19 protein-coding genes are annotated in these 18,160 nt (G+C 61.8%); 10 read left to right on the plus strand and 9 right to left on the minus strand.

Annotated elements, in window-relative coordinates; translation table 11 throughout:
- Positions 1-18: 18 nt before the first annotated feature.
- The gene (locus tag J4G38_RS24175; RefSeq protein ID WP_226163232.1) at positions 19-177 is read left to right on the plus strand and encodes a transposase; all 159 of its coding nucleotides are present in this window, start codon (positions 19-21) and stop codon (positions 175-177) included.
- Positions 178-356: 179 nt separating this feature from the next.
- On the opposite strand, the gene J4G38_RS24180 is transcribed toward J4G38_RS24175, so the two are convergent.
- The 4 genes from J4G38_RS24180 to J4G38_RS24195 all read right to left on the minus strand — a co-directional run bounded on the left by J4G38_RS24180 (position 357) and on the right by J4G38_RS24195 (position 2,480).
- Positions 357-1,022 (minus strand): SdpI family protein, encoded by a 666-nt coding sequence (locus J4G38_RS24180; protein WP_210521490.1) that lies wholly within the window; start codon positions 1,020-1,022, stop codon positions 357-359.
- A gap of 27 nt (positions 1,023-1,049) precedes the next feature.
- Positions 1,050-1,304, minus strand: a complete 255-nt coding sequence (locus tag J4G38_RS24185; protein ID WP_210521491.1) for an autorepressor SdpR family transcription factor — start codon at positions 1,302-1,304, stop codon at positions 1,050-1,052.
- Positions 1,305-1,427: 123 nt separating this feature from the next.
- Positions 1,428-1,805: a hypothetical protein gene (locus J4G38_RS24190; RefSeq protein ID WP_210521492.1), complete on the minus strand. Its 378-nt coding sequence runs from the start codon at positions 1,803-1,805 to the stop codon at positions 1,428-1,430.
- 105 nt (positions 1,806-1,910) lie between these two features.
- A complete protein-coding gene (locus tag J4G38_RS24195; RefSeq protein WP_210521493.1) occupies positions 1,911-2,480 on the minus strand; it encodes an RNA polymerase sigma factor in 570 nt (189 codons plus the stop codon).
- Between the two features lie 191 nt (positions 2,481-2,671).
- Here J4G38_RS24195 and nuoK point away from each other — a divergent pair, with 191 nt between their 5' ends.
- From nuoK to J4G38_RS29075, 4 genes are all read left to right on the plus strand, one after another.
- Positions 2,672-3,016, plus strand: coding sequence for an NADH-quinone oxidoreductase subunit NuoK (nuoK, locus tag J4G38_RS24200; protein WP_210521494.1), 345 nt, complete (start codon positions 2,672-2,674; stop codon positions 3,014-3,016).
- Between the two features lie 132 nt (positions 3,017-3,148).
- Positions 3,149-5,101, plus strand: a complete 1,953-nt coding sequence (nuoL, locus tag J4G38_RS24205; protein WP_210521495.1) for an NADH-quinone oxidoreductase subunit L — start codon at positions 3,149-3,151, stop codon at positions 5,099-5,101.
- Positions 5,102-5,126: 25 nt separating this feature from the next.
- Positions 5,127-5,468, plus strand: coding sequence for a hypothetical protein (locus J4G38_RS24210; RefSeq protein WP_210521496.1), 342 nt, complete (start codon positions 5,127-5,129; stop codon positions 5,466-5,468).
- A 396-nt stretch (positions 5,469-5,864) separates the two neighbouring features.
- Positions 5,865-7,415 carry an OmpA family protein gene (locus J4G38_RS29075; protein WP_317198231.1) on the plus strand — a complete coding sequence of 517 codons (1,551 nt, stop codon included), beginning with the start codon at positions 5,865-5,867 and terminating at the stop codon, positions 7,413-7,415.
- Positions 7,416-7,529: 114 nt separating this feature from the next.
- Here J4G38_RS29075 and J4G38_RS24225 read toward each other — a convergent pair whose 3' ends face one another.
- From J4G38_RS24225 to J4G38_RS24240, 4 genes are read right to left on the minus strand one after another with little or no spacing between them, the layout of a single operon-like run.
- Positions 7,530-10,193, minus strand: coding sequence for a TonB-dependent receptor (locus J4G38_RS24225; RefSeq protein ID WP_210521498.1), 2,664 nt, complete (start codon positions 10,191-10,193; stop codon positions 7,530-7,532).
- A 43-nt stretch (positions 10,194-10,236) separates the two neighbouring features.
- Positions 10,237-10,776: a molybdopterin-dependent oxidoreductase gene (locus J4G38_RS24230; RefSeq protein WP_210521499.1), complete on the minus strand. Its 540-nt coding sequence runs from the start codon at positions 10,774-10,776 to the stop codon at positions 10,237-10,239.
- A gap of 55 nt (positions 10,777-10,831) precedes the next feature.
- Positions 10,832-11,194: a winged helix-turn-helix domain-containing protein gene (locus J4G38_RS24235; protein ID WP_210521500.1), complete on the minus strand. Its 363-nt coding sequence runs from the start codon at positions 11,192-11,194 to the stop codon at positions 10,832-10,834.
- Between the two features lie 48 nt (positions 11,195-11,242).
- Positions 11,243-11,836: a porin family protein gene (locus tag J4G38_RS24240; protein ID WP_210521501.1), complete on the minus strand. Its 594-nt coding sequence runs from the start codon at positions 11,834-11,836 to the stop codon at positions 11,243-11,245.
- A gap of 259 nt (positions 11,837-12,095) precedes the next feature.
- Here J4G38_RS24240 and J4G38_RS24245 point away from each other — a divergent pair, with 259 nt between their 5' ends.
- From J4G38_RS24245 to J4G38_RS24265, 5 genes are all read left to right on the plus strand, one after another.
- Positions 12,096-14,558 carry a prolyl oligopeptidase family serine peptidase gene (locus J4G38_RS24245; RefSeq protein ID WP_210521502.1) on the plus strand — a complete coding sequence of 821 codons (2,463 nt, stop codon included), beginning with the start codon at positions 12,096-12,098 and terminating at the stop codon, positions 14,556-14,558.
- Positions 14,559-14,570: 12 nt separating this feature from the next.
- Positions 14,571-15,017: a DMT family transporter gene (locus J4G38_RS24250; RefSeq protein WP_210521503.1), complete on the plus strand. Its 447-nt coding sequence runs from the start codon at positions 14,571-14,573 to the stop codon at positions 15,015-15,017.
- Positions 15,018-15,020: 3 nt separating this feature from the next.
- A complete protein-coding gene (locus J4G38_RS24255) occupies positions 15,021-15,425 on the plus strand; it encodes an NUDIX hydrolase (RefSeq protein WP_210521504.1) in 405 nt (134 codons plus the stop codon).
- 113 nt (positions 15,426-15,538) lie between these two features.
- Positions 15,539-16,909 (plus strand): PQQ-dependent sugar dehydrogenase, encoded by a 1,371-nt coding sequence (locus J4G38_RS24260; RefSeq protein WP_226163778.1) that lies wholly within the window; start codon positions 15,539-15,541, stop codon positions 16,907-16,909.
- A 363-nt stretch (positions 16,910-17,272) separates the two neighbouring features.
- Positions 17,273-17,971: a hypothetical protein gene (locus J4G38_RS24265; protein ID WP_210521505.1), complete on the plus strand. Its 699-nt coding sequence runs from the start codon at positions 17,273-17,275 to the stop codon at positions 17,969-17,971.
- Here J4G38_RS24265 and J4G38_RS24270 read toward each other — a convergent pair.
- The coding region (locus J4G38_RS24270) for a hypothetical protein (RefSeq protein WP_226163780.1) at positions 17,968-18,160 on the minus strand (193 nt) is incomplete at its 5' end. The two genes, J4G38_RS24265 and J4G38_RS24270, sit on opposite strands and share 4 nt — an antisense overlap.

Below are 18,160 nucleotides of genomic sequence, written 5' to 3' on the forward strand. Positions count from 1 at the left end.
AAAAAAAATCGGACGCAAGTGATTGAGCACAACGAAGAAGTCTACAAAAATCGTAACCAAATCGAACGCTGCTTCAACCGCCTCAAGCGGTTTCGGGGCCTCGCTTCACGCTACGAAAAGAACGCCAGCACCTTTCTGGCAATGGTCACCCTCGGAGCCATCCTGATGTGGCTTTAATTGTTTACACGTCCTAAGATAAGCGCAAAATAACGCTGCTGTCTATAACCCGATTACGCACCAGAAGGCCCATGGCATAGCGCCACGGGCCTTCTGGTGGTGGTGTGGCTTGTTGGGTCGTAAATTCTGAAAAATCAACCGTAGGTGCAACCGGTTTTTGCCCGTTGCCGGGATATAGTTTACGCCGGCTTGTTGAGGCGCGCTTCTTCTCGAAATACCACATACGAATAGGCATAGCTGAAGCCTGCCGTGCCCAGAATAAAGACAAGGAGCACGGGCTCAATCCACGTTGGCGGCAGCACGAATGCCAGCCCGGCCAGCAACAGCCCCGAAACGCAAAACAGAATGCCGCCCACCCGGTGCGTGCGGGCCCACACGGCCGGGCTTTCCAATGTCCAGGGCGTACGGATTCCCACAAAATAATTGGGCTGCACCGTGGTGAGATAATTGCCCAAAAAGGCAAAAAACAGCCCCAGCAGCACAGCCAGGCCCCGGCCGGGAGGTGTGCCGGGATGCATGGCCAGGTACAGAACGTAACAAGCCAGGCCACCCAGCAACGCCACCACCGCCAGGCGCAGTTTCTGAAAGTTCACACTGTCGCCGTCGAGGCGGTGCTTGGGGTCCAGGCGCGGCAGCACTGCGAAAAGCAGGGCCACGCCCAGCGGCAGGGCCAGCGTGAGCAGCCACAGCTGATTGCGGCTGGTATAGCCGTTGGCTTGGCCGTCGAGGCCGAAATGCGAAGGCACCTGGTCGGGCAGCGCCGGCCACACCTTCAGCAGGTAAATGGAAGGCAGTACCAGCACCACCAGCGTCAGGAACTGCCAGGGCAGCAGGTTCTTTTTCATGAGCGCACTGAAAAAAATGGGAAATGCTTAGGATTTAAATTGATAGAGCCAGCCCAGGAGTTCGTCGAACACCGTCATGTTGAGGGTGTAAACCACGAACTGGCCTTGCTTTTGGCTGGTGACGAGGTCGGCCTGGCGCAGCAAATCGAGGTGGTGGCTGATGGTGGGGGCCGAGAACTGGAACTGCTCGGCAATGGCCCCGGCCGTTTGGGGGCCGGCGCGCAGCCGCTCCAAAATGGCGCGCCGCGTGGGGTCGTTCAGGGCTTTGAAGAGGGCATTCATGACGACGTTTTAATGATTAGACAAATATCTAAATAAAATTGAAATAAAAAAAGCGCGGCCCCTTGAAAAGGAGCCGCGCCAAGAAATTTTTTTTAAAAGCCCACGCCGGGCTTATTCGACAACCTACACGGGCTGGTGCGCAGTGGCGTCGGCGGTGGGTTCGGCTTTCCCCATCCAGCTCGCGGCGCACCGGCTGCGCATTTGCTGGCGAAACTTCTCGCGGGCCTCGGGGCTGAGGTTTTCCATGCGGCCGGCCATGCGTTGCTGCCACGCCTTGCGCTTCTGGGCCCAGCTGCTGTGCCGCCCACCCCGGAAGCCAAACAAAATCCGGCTCAGCACCAGCAGGCCAATGGTTTGCGCTATGCTGATGGCGGGAAGGTGGAACAACGTCGGCATCAGCCAGTTCCACAGGTATTGGGTGAGAAAAACGGCGGCGGTAAGAAACAGCGCCGCAAAAAGGAAAAAGCGGAGGCCGCGGAGCAGCCAGAATTTACGGTCCATGATAGGTATAGTTGTGAGTTGTTGGTTGTCGGTTGTTAGTCGCTGGCTTCGTCGGGAATAGTGGGTAATTCTGACAACGAGCAACGAGCAACCGACAACTAAAAGCTAATCGGTGAACAATTCGGTGTACAGTTTCTGCAGCCGTTTGCGGAGGTGCAGCACGGCGTAGTGCTTGCGCGAAATCAGGGTTTTGAGCGGCACGCCGGTTTCTTCCTCCATCTCGCGGAAAGTCTTGTCTTCCAGCTCGTGCCACACGAATACCTGGCGCTGGGCGGCCGGTAATTCGGCCAGGGCCTCGCTGAGGGCTTCCATGAGGGTTTCGCGCAGCAGGCGGTTTTCGGGCGAGTCGTCGGGGGCCGGCAGCAGGTCGGCCAGCATCAGGCCCTCACCATCATCGGAAGCTTCGGCCGCGCCGAAGGCTTCTTCCAGGCTCACCGGGCGCTTGCGGCGGTAGAGGTCGGTGATGCGGTTGCGGGCCACCCGGAAGAGCCAGGCTGCGGCCTGCTCCACGGGCTTGAGCAGCCGGTAGCTTTCCACGAGCTCGGCAAAGACGTCTTGCAGAAGGTCTTCGGCCTCGGCTTCGTCGGGGATGCGCCGGCGGATGAACTGCAGAAGCCGGGGCCGCTGCTGCCGCACGGCTTCGGCAATCTGACGGTCCTGCTGCGAAGCCGACATCGGAAGGAGGGGAGAGGGAAGGGAGAGTGCCAAGGTTTCCATTGTGCCTAAGCAGACGCCGGCCCCCCGAAATTACTTTAAGTTTTTGCAGGCCCGCACTTCAAACCGGTTTTCGGGCCCTGTTTTTTCGTTTTTCAGGGTACCTTTGCCGGCCGGCCGGCTGCACATTGCCCATTCGCTGGTTCTTCCGCATGGACCCAACCGTTTCCCAGACCATTCCCGAAGTCATTCGGACTGTTCCGCTTCAGTACTACGTCTTTTTCGCCTCGGCCCTGTTTGCCATTGGCGTCACGGGCGTGCTGGTGCGGCGCAATGCCATCATCATCTTCATGTGCGTCGAGCTGATGCTCAACGCCGTGAACATTCTGCTGACGGCTTTTTCGGCCTACCGCTCCGACCCCAACGGTCAGGTATTCGTGTTCTTCATCATGGCCGTGGCCGCCGCCGAAGTCTCGGTGGGCCTGGGCATCATCGTCATGATTTACCGCAATTTCCAGACCACCGACGTCAACCTGCTCAGCCGCTTGAAGTGGTAATGTCAAGTCGCAAAAAACCGTCATGCTGAGCTTGCCAAAGCATCTCTACTGCGATAGTAATCAATACTCCTGCGGTAGAGATGCTTCGACAAGCTCAGCATGACGTTCTGTTTGTTAGCATAGTAAATCCTCATGCAAGAAACCGTTCTCCCCGGCGCCAACGCCCCTTACCCCACGCTGCTCTACGTTCTCATTCCGCTGCTGCCCTTCCTGGGGTTTTTGCTGAACGGGCTGCTGAACAAGAAGCTTTCCGGCACCGTAGCCGGCCTCATCGGCAGCGCCACCGTGCTGGGCTCGTTCCTGATTTCGGTGATGCTGTTTCTGAATTTTCAGTACCAGTACACGGTGCAGCTGTTCGACTGGATTTCGGTGGGCTCGCTGCAAATTCCCTTTCAGTACCAGATTGACCAACTCAGCCTGATAATGCTGCTGCTTGTGACGGGCGTGGGTTTCCTGATTCACGTCTACAGCATCGGCTACATGCACCACGACGAGAACGTGGGCAAGTTCTTCAGCTTCCTGAACCTGTTCATTTTCAGCATGCTGCTGCTGGTCATGGGGGCCAACTTCGTCATCCTCTTTATCGGCTGGGAAGGCGTGGGCTTGTGCTCCTACCTGCTCATTGGCTTCTGGAATACGAACACCGACTACAACAACGCCGCCAAGAAAGCCTTCATCATCAACCGCATCGGTGACCTGGGTTTCCTGCTCGGCATTTTCCTGATTTATCTGACGTTCAACTCGGTGCAGTACGCTGAAGTGTTCCAGAAAGCTTCGCTGGGCCAGTTCGGAACGTATGGCGTGGGCATTTGCACGGCCATCACGCTGCTGCTGTTTGTGGGCGCGATGGGCAAATCGGCCCAGCTGCCGCTCTATACCTGGCTGCCCGACGCCATGGCCGGCCCCACGCCGGTATCGGCCCTCATCCACGCGGCTACCATGGTCACGGCCGGTATTTACATGGTGCTGCGGGCCAATGTGCTGTTCACGCTCTCGCCCGATACGTTGCAGGTTGTCGCCATTGTGGGCGCGGCCACGGCGCTATTCGCGGCCACTATCGGTCTGGCGCAGAACGATATCAAGAAGGTGCTGGCTTACTCCACGGTGTCGCAGCTGGGCTATATGTTCCTGGCTTTGGGGGTAATGGGCTACTCCTCGGCCCTGTTTCACGTCCTCACCCACGCTTTCTTCAAGGCGCTGATGTTCCTCGGGGCCGGCTCGGTTATCCACGCCATGAGCAACGAGCAGGACCTGCGCCGCATGGGCGGCCTGCGCAAGGCGCTGCCCATTACGTTCATCACCTTCCTCATTGGCTGCCTGGCCATTTCGGGCATTCCGCCGTTCTCGGGCTTCTTCTCCAAAGATGAAATCCTGGCGCACGCCTTCGAGCACAACAAAGTGCTGTGGGCCATGGGCCTGCTCACGGCTTTCCTGACGGCTTTCTACATGTTCCGCCTGCTGTTCCTGGCCTTCTTCGGCGAGTTCCGGGGCACCGAGGAGCAGAAGCACCACCTGCACGAGTCGCCCGCTTCGATGACGTTTCCGCTCATCATTCTGGCCATTCTGGCGGCGGTGGGCGGCTTTATGGGCGCGCCCATGTTCACCGGTGGGCACCACTATCTGGCCGAATATCTGGCCCCGATTTTTACCTACTCGCAACGCATTCTGCCGGCTGCCTTCGCGGCTGAGCCGGACAAAGGCACCGAGCTGATGCTCATGGGCCTGTCGGTGGCTGCTGGCCTGCTGGGCATCATCCTGGCATATGTGCAGTACGTGGCCCGCGCCCGGCGGCCGGCCGAAGACGAGGCCCAGCGCCCGGCCCCCGAAAGCCTGGTGTACCACAAATACTACATCGACGAGTTGTACGATACGCTGTTCACGCGGCCCATCATGGCGCTGTCGTCGGGCCTGTACAAGTTTGTCGAAAACGGCGTTATCAACCCCGTGGCGGGCGTATTTGGCCGGGCCGTGAACGGTGGCGGGCAGCTGCTGCGCTACGTGCAAACCGGCGCCGTCGAGACGTACCTGATTCTCATGGTCATCGGCATCGTGCTGATTCTGGGGCTGAATTTTGGCCGGTTCTAGCCGTTGGCATTTAACGTTGGACAACATGAAAGTTTTGGTTGCGCGCTTGCTGGTCGTTTTGCTGTTCATGGCGGGCAGCGCCTGTACCACCGAAGCGAAGAAGGAAATTGACCCGCGCGACAAGTTTGTGGGCGAGTGGAAAAGTGCGGACACCAACGCCGAAACCCACACCTACATCAAGCGGACGGGCGACACTTTCTATATCCACGAAGGTCAGCAAGACCTGGTGGCCGCCTACGATGAAGCTACCAAAAGCCTTGTGATTGACAATGGCGTCAAGAAGGTCCCCGTGCATTACCTGCCCGCAACCGACCAGATTATGGTGACCGGCGGCAGTAGAGATGCAAAGTTTTCGCGGGTAAAATAGGGTGTGAACGCGCCTTCGTTGCCGGTTGCGAAAAGTCGGTAAGGCCCTCGATTACCCGCTCAGATGGGGCAGTGCGGAGGCCGTGTTTTCGGTATGCAGGTTCTGTCGTAGAGGTGAGGCACCGCGACCTATGGCCATTAATTAACTGACCAGTTTAGGGGAGAGGCAGAGCAATTATGAAGCTGTAATGGCTAGTGGTCAAGGGTTTTAAGCATTCTCTCTACGGGGCACACAGGGAAAAACAGCAACTTTTTTGGATAGGATAGGTATAGTAGCACATCTGAAAACTGGCCGAAAAGCCAACTGCGGATTCACGCATCTATTCCCACACCCCAAATTATGATTCCAAAACCTCAACTCCTTCGTGGACTTGCGATAGGCGCTGTTATGCTCGGCATGGCAGCTCCGCATTCGGAAGCCCAGACTGCTGATAGAAAGACTGCCATCGGCGCCAACGTTAGCCTGGAACAGTACAACGGTAACATGGGCACCGATTTCTGGGATATTGGCTATCCCAAAGAATTCCGGGTTGGTGGAGGCGGGCACATCACGCGCTACCTGTCGCCGTCATTCGACCTGAGCTTGCTGGGCAATTATGAAACCTATAGGTTTTCATCAAACAAAGCTGGCAATAACTTCGAGCTGCGCAATGGCATGGTGGACCTGGGCATCAAGCTGAAGCTCAACAACGGTAAAATTCTGAAGGAAGATGCTTTCATTCAGCCCTTCCTGATGGGTGGCGGCGGCATGTTCCTGGCTAATACCTCGGGGCAAGTCAATGGCAAAGGGTTTGGGGTTGACCAGATTCGTCGGCCCGAAGTATTTGGCATGGCGGGCTTGCGGTTTCGCCTCAGCGAGGCAGTATTTCTGGACCTGACCACTAGCCAGCACTACCCGTTCACGGAGCGTAGTGACAACTTGTATGGCCCGGCTAACCCTGCCGACAAGCTGTATGACCGTTTTCTGGTGCATTCGCTCGGTCTGACGGTGGCCTTGGGCAAAATGAAGGATGAGGACGGCGACGGCGTTTCGGACAAGAAAGACAAATGCCCCGGCACGCCCAAAGGCGTGGCCGTGGACCCCAACGGCTGCCCGCTGGATAAAGACGGCGACGGCGTACCGGACTACCAGGATAAGTGCCCCGACGTGAAAGGCGTGGCCGCGCTGCAAGGCTGCCCTGACCGCGACGGCGACGGCGTGACCGATGCCGACGACAAGTGCCCCGACACCCCCGGCAAAGCCGAGCTCGGTGGCTGCCCCGACGCTGATAACGACGGCGTGATTGACCAGAACGACAAGTGCCCCGGCACCCCGGCCGGTGTGAAAGTGGACGCCAACGGCTGCCCGCTTGACCGTGACGGCGACGGTGTGCCCGACTACCAGGACCGTTGCCCCGACCGCGCCGGTCCCGCTTCGAACAAAGGCTGCCCCGAAGTGAAAGCCGAGACGAAAAAGCGCTTGCAGGAGGCCACCAAGTTCATCAACTTCGAGTTCAACAAAGCTGTATTGCTGCCCAGCTCGTACCCGACGCTGAAAGACCTGGCCGCTGTAATGGCTGAGTACCCGGACTACACGCTGAGCATTGCCGGCCACACCGACAGCAAAGGTGCCGACAACTACAACCTGCGCCTTTCGGATGACCGTGCCGCTTCGGCCCGCACTTACATGCTGAGCCAGGCTGTGCCCGCTGACCGCATTGTATCGCACGGCTTCGGCGAAACCAAGCCGATTGCCGATAACGCCACGGCCGCCGGCCAGGCCCTGAACCGTCGCGTCGAGTTCGACCTTTACCTTACCGGCGACCCCAATGCCGCCGAGGTGAAGTACGGCCCGGCTCCGGCCATCGCACCCGAGCCGGTGAAAGCCGCTCCGATGAAGAAGGCTCCTGCCAAAAAAGCTCCGGCCCGCAAGGCCCCGGTGAAAAAGGCCCCGGCCAAGCGCAAGTAGGTTCAGCTCATCTAGCTGATGATTGAAAAAAGGCCCGCTCGATGAGAGCGGGCCTTTTTTGTGGCCAAATCTGTCGCCTCCACGGCCTTCTGCCTCGTGCGATGGCAGCGGGGCTTACAACACTGAATAAGTTACTGCCAGATAATAGAGCCCGCCCACGCTCGGCCCGCCGAGGTACGACACGTAGTAATTATTTAGCACGTTGCTGGCGCCCAGCTTGAAACGTACCTGCGCAGCGGGCACGGCATAGCTCAGCTGCGCGTCGAGGGTGCTGTAGGCGGGCACGTCGCCAACCACCAGGAAAGTTTGGGAAAAGTAGCCGCTCTGGTGGCGGTAGTTCAGGCCGAAGCCGAAGTTTTTATACACGTTTTCGTTGCCGAGGCTGAGATTATAGGCCCAGCGCGGGGTGTTGAAGCCGTCTTCCAGGCCGTCGCCGTTCTCGGTGCGGTCGAGGCGGGTGTAGGTGGTATTGGCCCCGATGAGGTAGCCGCGGCCCACCTCGTAGCGCAGGCCCACGGAGCCGCCGTAGTTATACACCTGGCTTTGCGAGTTGGTCCAGAGGCGGTAGCGGGCCTGGCCGGAGCGCGCATTCAGGGCCGTGGCGATGGGGTTGAGGTCGGTGCCGGTATTGAGGGCCACCCCGGCGCTGGTTTGCGGCACGTAGGCTTCGACCTGGGCAATGAAGTCGCGGTAAGAGTTGGAGTAGAAATCAACGTCGGCCACCAGCCGCCCGCCCGGCCCGAAGGCGGCTTTGTAGCCCACTTCGAACGAGCGGATGTACTCGGGCTTGATATAGGTGTAGGGGTTTTTCACCAGCAGGTTCTGGTTTTGGGCAATGGCCAACTGTCGCTTCTGGGCCGCCGTGGCGGCAGAGGTATTGGCATTGATGTTGGCCGTGACAGCCGTGTTGAAAGCATCAATGCTGGTGCGCAGGTAGCTGTTTTCAAACACGCCGTCCGACATCACCCGCAGCCCGCCGATGCGCTTCACCTGCCCGCTGTTCACGTTGGAAAAGCCCTCGAACAGGCTCGGGAAGCGGTAGCCGCTCTGGTAGCTGACGCGGAAATTCTGCCGCTGCGTGGGCGAGAATACGGCCGTGAAGCGTGGGTTGAATTTCACGTCGAAGTAGTCGTTTTTATCGACCCGCACGGTGGCCGTGAGGCGCAGTTTTTCATCGAAAAACCGGCCGCCGGCCTGCAGGAAACCGCCCGTTTTGGAGTAGGTGAGGTTGTCGGTGAGCGGGTCTTTGCCGGGGTTGGGGTTGATGAAATAGTTGCCGTCGGGCACCACGATGTAGGTGCGGTGGTCGGCCCCGGCCAGTAGGTCGAGGTTGGTGGGCAGGTGGCCGCCGTTGCGGCGCAGGGCTGCGGCCAGGTTCACCTGGGCCTCACCATGCAGCAGGTCGGCGCGCACGCGCAGGGCCGCTCCCACGTCCCAGTTATTGATTCCTTGCAGCGTACTCAGGCGCTGGTCGAAGGCGTCGGTGCCGGGCTGCAGGCGGCCGGCATCGGCGGCGGTGCGGGCGGTGGCGTGGGCGGTGGCTACCGATTGGCCGGCGGCCACGGCCGTGTTCCAGGCGCTGGTGTAGTCGGTGTTCCACTGCGCATCGGGCTTGAAGCTGCGGTCAATGTTCTCGCCCATCGAGCGCAGGTTGTAGCTCTGGCCGGTGTTTTCCTGGGTGAGATAGGCGCGGGCCTGCACCACGGGCGTGGTCAGGGTGAGGGCGTGCTGCTGCAGGCGGTAGTCTTTCAGCTGGAAGCGGTTCGAGCGCTGGTACACGTTGTCGAAACCGGCCACGCGGTAGGTGTAGGCCAGCTCCGTGCCCGGCCGGAAACGGTAGTGCAAGGCCGCGTCGACCTTAAGGGTCTTGAGGTTATAGTCCACCAAATCCCGCTCGCTGTAGCCGGTGCGGGCCACCGAATACTGCTTGCCGCCCAGCGTGAGCGTGCTGCGGTCCGATGACTCGTTGCCGTAGCCGTTGGTGGGGTCGCGGGCCGGGTTGTCGGCCCCAAACAGGCCGGTGGTGGCGTTGCCGTTGGGGTTGAGGTCGTTCTGGTCGTTGGCCACCCAGTCGTAGGCGCGCAGGTAGGTGCCGTTTATTTTGAAGGCCAGCTTATCGGCCACCAGCACCTTGGCGTAGCGCACGCTGGTTTCGGAGTAGATGCTTTCCGGCGAGCTGCCCGACCCGAACGTCTTTACATTCGGGTCGTTGAGGTGGTTGACGCCCGTTTGCTGCCGCACGCTCAGGCCCTCGGAATTGAATGGGTTTTTCGTCCGGAAATTTGCCAGCCCGTTGATGGCGTTCAGCCCGTACAAAGCCGAAGCTGTGCCCGGCACAATTTCCACCGAATTGATGTCCAAATCACTCGGCCCCAGGATATTGCCGATTGGCCCACCAATGTGGGGCGCCTGGTTGTCTACGCCATCTACCAGCTGGGCAAAGCGCACGTTGGTCGTGTTGGTGAAGCCCCGGGCGTTGATGACTTTGAAACCCAGGCTGGGCGTGATGACCTGCACGCCCTTGAGGTGCTCGATGGCATCGAAAAACGACGGCGCGGGCGTGAGCCGCAGGGCCCGTGGGTTAAGTTTCTCCACGGTCACGGGCGACTGCAAAAAGCTCTCTTCCACCCGCGAAGCAGAGACCACCACTTCCTTCAGGTCTATTTTGTTGCGAGTGGTGTCGGTGGAAATAACTTTCTGGCCGTGAGCGGTTAGGACGGGGACTAACCCCGCGGGCAGCAGCGCAAAGCGTGCGCTCCTTAGTAGGCGTGGTAGCATAATGGGCAAGAATTGGTGAAAAAAACGGAGTGGTCGACTCGCCTCAGGGTTGGGCCGCCACGATGCGCAAGGCCTGTACTTGACGCACGCACCGGCCCATCTTTTTCTCCTCGGGCACGATGATTTGGTAAGGGCCGGATTTATCGGGCAGGGGCTGGCCATCGCAACGGTCGGCCAGCAGCACGGTGCGAGGGGCGAAATCAGAGCTCAACTCAGCCAGCGCGAAAACGGCCTGGTAGCCATCGGCGGCGCTTACTTGCACGTAGTGGGCCATGCCTTTGCCGGGCAATTTGGCCGGGCTCAGTTCGGCGCCGGCCGCCGTGAGTACGGCGTAGAGCGCCACGCCGGAGTAGGTGTGGGACTGGCCGTCGTGGTCGGGCCGGACTACTTGTTGGCGCGGCAGTTTGGCCAGCTGGGCCGGACTCACGCGAACGGCTTGGGCGAGGCCTGCACCGCTCACCTGCACACCGGCCGGAACGGGTGCCTGGGCCCCAGCACTGAGCGCCCAGCCCAGCAGTGCCAGCAGGCAAGCCAGGTAAAAATGAACGAATCGCCGGATGGCAGGGGTAGTGGTTGGCGGCATATTGCAGCAGGTCAGGTGGCGCTATATTGGTAAAGATATAACGCTTTGCTGCTTGCTAACTAGCCCGTAGCCGGTTTGTTTCGGCAGCCATAAATTCCTGAAAACGTGCCTGAAGTGCTGTAAACGCGGCAATGGCGCTGTGGCCAGCCTCAGTCACAGATGCTCCACCGCCTTTGCTGCCACCGGTTTGGGTGGCTACCAGCGGCGTGGCGGCCTGGGCATTCATGGAGCTGACCAGGTCCCAGGCCCGCTTGTAGGACATGCCCATGGCCTGCGCGGCTTTCGAGATGGAGCCCAGGGCGGCAATCTGTTCCAGCAGTTCCAGCCGGCCGATGCCGAGGAAGCGGCCCTCGTCGGTTTCGAGCCACAGGCGGCCGTTGAGGCGGTAAGTTTTGGTGGGCAGGAGCAGGGCTTTCATGGGGCAAATATGGGGCAGCCAATGATGTGCACCGAATCCGGCCCGATTTCAGCGCCGAGCGGGCAGCTTGTACGTGAGGGCCGCCTGCACCACGCGGTTGTAGAGGGAGCCTGCGTAGCTGGTCGACTGGGGAACGTGCGTGATGGAAAGTAGCCCGGCGTAGGCCTGCACGGCGAGGCCAAACCCCGCCGGCAGCTGCAGGCCTGCTCCGGCAGCAGGGCCCGCATCGAAACGGCGGTAGCGGTCGGTGGCCAGCCGGTCGAACTCGCGCTGGTAGCCGCCCACGTAGGTGCTACCGTATTCCGTGCCCGTTTCGCGGGCTCCTACCAATAAGCCCAGCTGCGGCCCGGCTTCCAGGTAAAACTTGCCCAGCGTAGCGCGCACCCGCAGTGGTACCGTCAGATAGGTCAGCCCGAGCCGGTAAATGCCCAGATAGCCGCCATCGGAAATGCCGTAGGTTTCGGCGGTCAGGTCGACGTGCTGGCGGCTCACCTGTAGCGCGGGCACCACTGCCCACCGGTTATTCAGCCGAAACTGGTAGAACAGGCTGGCTTGGTAGCCTGCCCGCCCTTGGGCCGTGGCGCGGTGCTGGCCGTCGCCGTCGCCGGTACCGAGGGTGGCAAAGCCAGCACCCGCCAGCACTGGCAGCGCCCAAAGTTGTTAGGGTGGCGCTTAAGGTGAGAAGGAGTCGGTTTATATAGGAAAGGATTGGGGGAAAGACAGATGTGGCAGATAATGGGCAGACCGGTAGCCGGCCCCCAAAGTTGCGTGCCTGTAGGCCCACGCCTCGCTCCATCTTGCTCTATCTTAAGCCTCAATACTGTACTCTTCATATTCCATCCCGTTGCTACCTTGCCACTGCGGCACCCGGCCGCGCCGGTTTTCATCCCCCTTTCCGCGTATGAAAAAACTGCTTCTTTCCGCCACTTTACTGCTCGCCGCTGCCGTGTCTCAGGCCCAGGATTTCAAATACCAAACCCCGCCCAAAGCCATTCAGGACCTGCTGCTGGCCCCGCCCACGCCGCGTCTTAGCCTGTCCTCCGATGGCCGCGTGCTGGCCCTGCTGCCGGTGCAGGATTTTCCCACCGTGGCCGAGCTGGCCCAGCCCGAGCTGCGCCTCGCCGGCCTGCGCTTCAATCCGCGCACCAACGGCCCCAGCCGGGTGAGCTACGCCGTGGGCATTAAGCTAAAAAAGCTGCCCGGTGGTCCTGAAATCGACGTAAAAGGCCTGCCTGCGCAAGCCCATATCAGCAGCCCAACCTGGTCGCCGGATAATACCCAACTGGCTTTCGCCCTCACCACGCCCGGCACCGGCACCGATGGCCGCGTGGAGCTGTGGGTGCTGGACGTGGCCACCGCCACGGCCCGCCGCCTGCTGGCCGCACCCCTGAACGACGCCTTCGGCACGTCGTTCGAGTGGGTTTCGGACAGCAAAACCCTGCTGGCCCGCACCGTGCCGGCCGGCCGCGGCCCCGCACCCGCCGCCGATGCCGCGCCCACCGGCCCCACTGTGCAGGAGAGTGGCGGCGGCAAAAAATCGGGGGCCCGCACCTACCAGGATTTGCTGAAAAACCCCGCCGATGAGCGGCTGTTCGACTATTACGCCACCTCACAATTGGTGAAAGTGAATCTGGTTGATGGTAGCGCCCAGCCCATGGGCCAGCCGGGCGTTATTCAAACTGCTTCGCCCTCGCCCAATGGCCAGTATGTGCTGCTGCGCACCCGGCACCGGCCGTATTCGTACCTGCTGCCCATCAGCAGCTTCCCGCAGCGCATCGACGTGCTGGATTTGGCCTCGGGCAGCCTCGTTCAACCGGTGGCCGACCTGCCGCTGGCCGATAACGTGCCCACCAATTTCGACGCCGTGCCCGCCGGCCCGCGCGGCCACAGCTGGCGCACCGACGTGCCCGCCACGCTGTATTATGCCGAAGCCCAGGACGGCGGCGACCCCAAAGTGAAGGTCGACGTTCGGGATAAATTATACACCCTGCCGGCTCCCTTCGCCGGCCCGGCGCAGGAGCTGGCGGCCTTGCCGCTGCGCTTCGCGGGCCTGAGCTGGGCCAATGACAAACTGGCCCTGGCCGAAGGCTACCGCTGGGCCGACCGCCACCAAACCACCTGGCAGCTGAACCCCGGTGCCCCCAGCGCGCCCCTCACCGTGCTCTTCGATGGTTCGGAGCAGGACACCTACCACAACCCCGGTACGCCCTACGAGCGCCGCAACGCCCTGGGCAAATACGTGCTGCTCACCGGCGGCCCCACCGGCCAAAGCATTTACCTGGTGGGTGAGGGGGCTTCGCCCGAAGGCGACCGGCCCTTCGTGGATGAGCTGGATTTGGCCACCCACAAAACCACGCGCTGGTGGCGCTCCGAGGCCCCGGCCTACGAAATTCCCGTGGCCATTCTCGACGCCAGCGGCAAGCATCGGCAGCTGCTCACCCGCCGCGAGTCGCTGACCCAGGCCCCGAACTACTACCTGCGCGATGCCAGCAAAAAGGCCGCGCCCGCAGCCGTAACGCATTATCCCAACCCCTACGCGGCTTTCGGCGGCAGCTTCCAGAAGCAGGTGCTGCACTACAAGCGCGCCGATGGCGTGGACCTCACCGCCGACCTGTACCTACCCCAGAACTACAAAAAAACCGACGGCCCGCTGCCCACTTTGATGGAGGCTTACCCGGTCGAGTTCAAGGACAAAAGCAACGCCGGGCAGGTGAGCGGCTCGCCCTACACCTTTACGCGGCTGAGCTGGGCCTCGCCGGTGTTCTGGGTGACGCAGGGCTATGCCGTGCTGGCCAACGCCAGCATTCCGATAGTGGGGGAGGGCAGCAAGGAACCCAACGATACCTACATCGACCAGCTGGTGAGCAGCGCCAAAGCCGCCATCGACGAAGGCGCCCGGCTGGGCGTGGTAGACCCCGCCCGCGTGGGCGTGATGGGCCACAGCTACGGCGCGTTTATGACGGCCAATCTGCTGTCGCACTCCAACTTATTTAAGGCCGGCATTGCCCGCAGCGGGGCCTACAATCGCACGCTCACGCCTTTCGGTTTCCAGGGCGAGGAGCGCACGTTCTGGCAGGCTCCGGAGGTGTACAACGCCATGTCGCCGTTCAATTTTGCCGACAAAATCAAGACGCCCATCCTGCTCATTCACGGCGAGGCCGACAACAATTCCGGCACCTTCCCCATCCAGACTGAGCGGTACTACGCCGCCCTGAAAGGCCAGGGTGCCACCGCCCGCTACGTGGTGCTGCCCGCCGAGGCCCACGGCTACGCCGCCCGCGAAAACCTGCTCCACATGCTCTGGGAAATGGATTCGTGGCTGAATAAGTACGTGAAGGCCCCCGTGCCCGCGCCCGCCAACTAACGCCGCCGGGCCATGCGCTACCTGCCCTTTCTGCTGCTGGTGCTGGCCGGCGGCGCCATCGCCACGCAGTCGGCCGTGAACAGCCAGCTGCGCGGCGCCCTGCACAACAACGTGCTGTGGGCCGTGCTCATCTCCTACGTGGGCGGCAGCGTGGTGGCGGCGGTCCTGCTGCTGCTCACGCGCCCGCCGGCGCCCGCCCTGGCCGATTTCGGCGGGCTGAAGTGGTATTACTGGACCGGCGGCCTGCTGGGGGTGGGCTACGTGCTCACCATCACCCTCTTGCTGCAACGGGTGGGAGCGGCCAACCTGTTTGCGCTGGTAGTGACGGGGCAGTTGCTCACGGCGCTGCTGTTCGACCGGCTGGGCCTGTTCAGCTTGGCCAGCAGCGGCGTTTCGCCGGGCAAGCTGCTGGGGGTGGCCCTGCTGGTTGCCGGCGCTTATCTGATTAACCGAACCTAGCTCTTGCCTGCTCCCATCGACAAAATAGCCTGGCTGCACCTGCGCAATGGCCAGCTCCTGAGCACCCGCAGCCGCGGCAAAGACCGGTACTACATCCCCGGCGGCAAGCGCGAAGCCGGCGAAACCGATGCCCAGACCCTGCTGCGCGAAATCCGGGAGGAACTGACCGTAGTCCTCGACCCGGCCAGCCTGAAATATGCGGGCACGTTTGAGGCCCCCGCCCACGGCCACGCGGCGGGTGTGCTCGTGCGCATGACCTGCTACTGGGCCCACTACACCGGCCAGCTGCAGCCGGCCGCCGAAATAGAAGAGGTGGTGTGGCTCACGTACCGGCACCGGCCGCAGGTTTCGGCCGTCGACCAGCTGATTTTTGACTGGCTAAAGGAGCAGGGCCTGCTGGACGAATGAAGGCGGCGCGGCATTCTGGCATAAGCTGAGCCGCAACCAATTTCCGGCTGCGAAGTAGAGTTGGGTGCCGTCGGCCAGCCAAAACAGGCCGCGGGCTCACCCTTCTCCTCGCTATGATGTCGAAAAACTCCACGCTATTGTTGGCTGGCCTGGGCCTGCTGGCGGCCTGCGGCGGCCCCAGCAAACAAGAGAAACAGGAGGCTGCTGCCAGCACGCCGGCCCAAACCGTGACCACGCCCGTGGCCGATTCGGTGCATCTGCCCGCGCCCTATGCCACCAAATCCGTCACCAACCGGGTGAACATCGTGCCCTGGCCCGCCGGCAAAACACCCACCGCGCCCGCGGGCTTCGCCGTGGCCGAGTACGCCGGAAATATGGACAGCCCGCGCTGGATATACGTGGCCCCCAACGGCGATGTGCTGGTGGCCGAAGCCAGCACCATCCCGATGACGATGACCAATAAAGTGGCCGCCGAGCTGAAGCTGGACAAGTCCCGGTCGCTGCGCGACCACAGCGCCAACCGCATCACGCTGTTTCGGGATACGAACAAGGACGGCAAACCCGACCTGCGCACCACCTTCCTGGCCAATCTGCGGCAGCCGTTCGGGATGCTGATTCTGGGCAACAATTTCTACGTGGCCAACACCGACGGCGTGCTGCGCTTCCCCTACCAGCCGGGCGCCACCAAAATCACGGGCCGCGGCCAGCGCATCATCGACCTGCCCAAAGGCGGCTACAACAACCACTGGACCCGCAACCTGCTGGCCAATGCCGACGGCTCCAAAATCTACGTCACCGTGGGCTCGGGCAGCAACGTGCAGGAGCACGGGGCCGAAAATGAAGTGCGCCGCGCCAACATCCTCGAAGTAAACCCCGACGGCACCGGCGAGAAAATCTATGCCAGCGGCCTGCGCAACCCCATCGGCCTGCAGTGGCAGCCCGGCACCCACACGCTCTGGGCCGTGGTGAACGAGCGCGACGAGCTGGGCGACGAGCTGGTGCCCGACTACTTCACCAGCGTGAAAGAAGGCGGCTTCTACGGCTGGCCCTACTCGTACTACGGCCAGAACGCAGAGCCCCGCCGCAAAAACGAGCGGCCCGACCTCATCAAAAAAGCCCTGGTGCCCGATGTGTCATTGGGGGCGCACGTAGCGGCCCTGGGCCTCATCTTTTATACCAAAGCCGCTTTCCCGGCCAGGTATCACAACGGGGCCTTCATCGGCGAACACGGCTCCTGGAACCGCACAAAGTATTCCGGCTACAAAGTAGTTTTCGTGCCCTTCGCCAATGGCAAGCCCGGACAACCCGAAGATTTCCTCACCGGTTTCCTCGTTGGCGGCGACTCAAAAGATGCCTGCGGCCGCCCCGTGGGCGTAACCATCCTGCCCGATGGCTCCCTGCTGGTGGCCGATGATGCCGGCGACAAAATCTGGCGGGTGAGCGCGGCCGGCAACAGTGGCGGGGCCAGCAAAGCCAGCCGCTAATCCTGGTGCCAGGGCCTTACCGCACCAGCTCAAACCAGCCTTTGTAGGGTGCCGTCGGCTAACCGGCAGTGGTAGTAGTACACGCCTGCAGCCTTCGCCCCCGGTAGCGGCTGGGGCGGCTGGGGCCGCCCGGAGCCCTACTTGCAACCCGGGTAGGGGGCTGGGGCGGCCCCAGGGCTTCCCTCGAATTCAAGGAAAGGTCCGGGGCCGTCCCAGACCGCTACTTCGAACCCGAGTAGGGGGCTGGGGCCGCCCCAAAGCCTTCCTCAGAACCGGGGCGCGGGCTGGGGCGCGGCATTGGTGGGCAGTGTGAAGAATAACGTCTACCTTCCGGCGCTTTATTCACCTAATCACAACTTGTTTATGGCACCCGAATCTACCGGCCCGCCGGCCCCTGACAAGGCCGGGGACGCGGACGCCTACACCCCCAATCTGCCTTTCGGCCAGCTGGAGCTGGCCACCCTGGGCCTGAACGCGGCCAAATTCTGGCAAACCTCGGCCCTGGGTGACCTGCTCTGGAAAACCAAAGCGGCCTTCCTGACCCAGGCCCAGGCCTATTTCGACAGCCTCGACACCGCCGCCGCGGCCGGCGACGACCGCAGCCCGCAGGCCCAGCGCCTGCGCACCCTCGATGCCCAGGTGGACAAAGCCCTGAACTTCGTGAAAGGCTACCTGGCCGAAGACCACGAAGGCGACGCCGACGAGGCCTACTACGACGAGTTCGGCATCAGGGCCGAGGGCAAGAACCAGCGCCTGCCCGGTGCCCGCCCCGCCCGCGCCAAGGCCCTGGCCAGGCTGGTGGCCGCCGTCCACGCCCACGGCTACGACGCCCGCAAGTACGGCCAGGCCTTCTGGACGCCCATCGCCCGGGAATACGCCGAACTGGTGGGCAAGCGCACCAAAACCGAAAGCACCGCCGCCGGCGCGGTCGGCCAGAAAAACGTGCAGGAAAAGCCCCTGCGCAAGGTGCTCAAGGCCCTCATCAACCTCATCAAGGCCCACCACCCGGACACCTATAAAAACGTGCTGCGCGAGTTCGGCTTCCAGAAGGAGGGCTACTAGGCCCCGGCCCGGCCTCGCCTGTTGCGCCCCGCCGCTGCCGTTTCGGCAGCGGCGGGGTTGCGATTGGGGGTAGTTGATTTGGTTACAACAATGCGAGATTGAGCTACATAGGCCGGTTTGGTGGGGCGGAACTTTGCCTCCTCCATCAACCAAGTCAGGAATATGAAACTCATTGTAACCGGCTCGCTG

The sequence above is a fragment of the Hymenobacter terricola genome (genome assembly GCF_017921975.2).
Taxonomy (GTDB): Bacteria; Bacteroidota; Bacteroidia; order Cytophagales; family Hymenobacteraceae; genus Hymenobacter; species Hymenobacter terricola.

Coding starts and splice junctions, on each gene's coding strand:
- J4G38_RS24180 (WP_210521490.1), bottom strand. CDS start 1,022: ATGAAAAAGAACCTGCTGCCCTGGCAGTTCCTGACGCTGGTGGTGCTG.
- J4G38_RS24185 (WP_210521491.1), bottom strand. CDS start 1,304: ATGAATGCCCTCTTCAAAGCCCTGAACGACCCCACGCGGCGCGCCATT.
- J4G38_RS24190 (WP_210521492.1), bottom strand. CDS start 1,805: ATGGACCGTAAATTCTGGCTGCTCCGCGGCCTCCGCTTTTTCCTTTTT.
- J4G38_RS24195 (WP_210521493.1), bottom strand. CDS start 2,480: ATGTCGGCTTCGCAGCAGGACCGTCAGATTGCCGAAGCCGTGCGGCAG.
- nuoK (WP_210521494.1), top strand. CDS start 2,672: ATGGACCCAACCGTTTCCCAGACCATTCCCGAAGTCATTCGGACTGTT.
- nuoL (WP_210521495.1), top strand. CDS start 3,149: ATGCAAGAAACCGTTCTCCCCGGCGCCAACGCCCCTTACCCCACGCTG.
- J4G38_RS24210 (WP_210521496.1), top strand. CDS start 5,127: ATGAAAGTTTTGGTTGCGCGCTTGCTGGTCGTTTTGCTGTTCATGGCG.
- J4G38_RS29075 (WP_317198231.1), top strand. CDS start 5,865: ATGGCAGCTCCGCATTCGGAAGCCCAGACTGCTGATAGAAAGACTGCC.
- J4G38_RS24225 (WP_210521498.1), bottom strand. CDS start 10,193: ATGCTACCACGCCTACTAAGGAGCGCACGCTTTGCGCTGCTGCCCGCG.
- J4G38_RS24230 (WP_210521499.1), bottom strand. CDS start 10,776: ATGCCGCCAACCACTACCCCTGCCATCCGGCGATTCGTTCATTTTTAC.
- J4G38_RS24235 (WP_210521500.1), bottom strand. CDS start 11,194: ATGAAAGCCCTGCTCCTGCCCACCAAAACTTACCGCCTCAACGGCCGC.
- J4G38_RS24245 (WP_210521502.1), top strand. CDS start 12,096: ATGAAAAAACTGCTTCTTTCCGCCACTTTACTGCTCGCCGCTGCCGTG.
- J4G38_RS24250 (WP_210521503.1), top strand. CDS start 14,571: ATGCGCTACCTGCCCTTTCTGCTGCTGGTGCTGGCCGGCGGCGCCATC.
- J4G38_RS24260 (WP_226163778.1), top strand. CDS start 15,539: ATGATGTCGAAAAACTCCACGCTATTGTTGGCTGGCCTGGGCCTGCTG.
- J4G38_RS24265 (WP_210521505.1), top strand. CDS start 17,273: ATGGCACCCGAATCTACCGGCCCGCCGGCCCCTGACAAGGCCGGGGAC.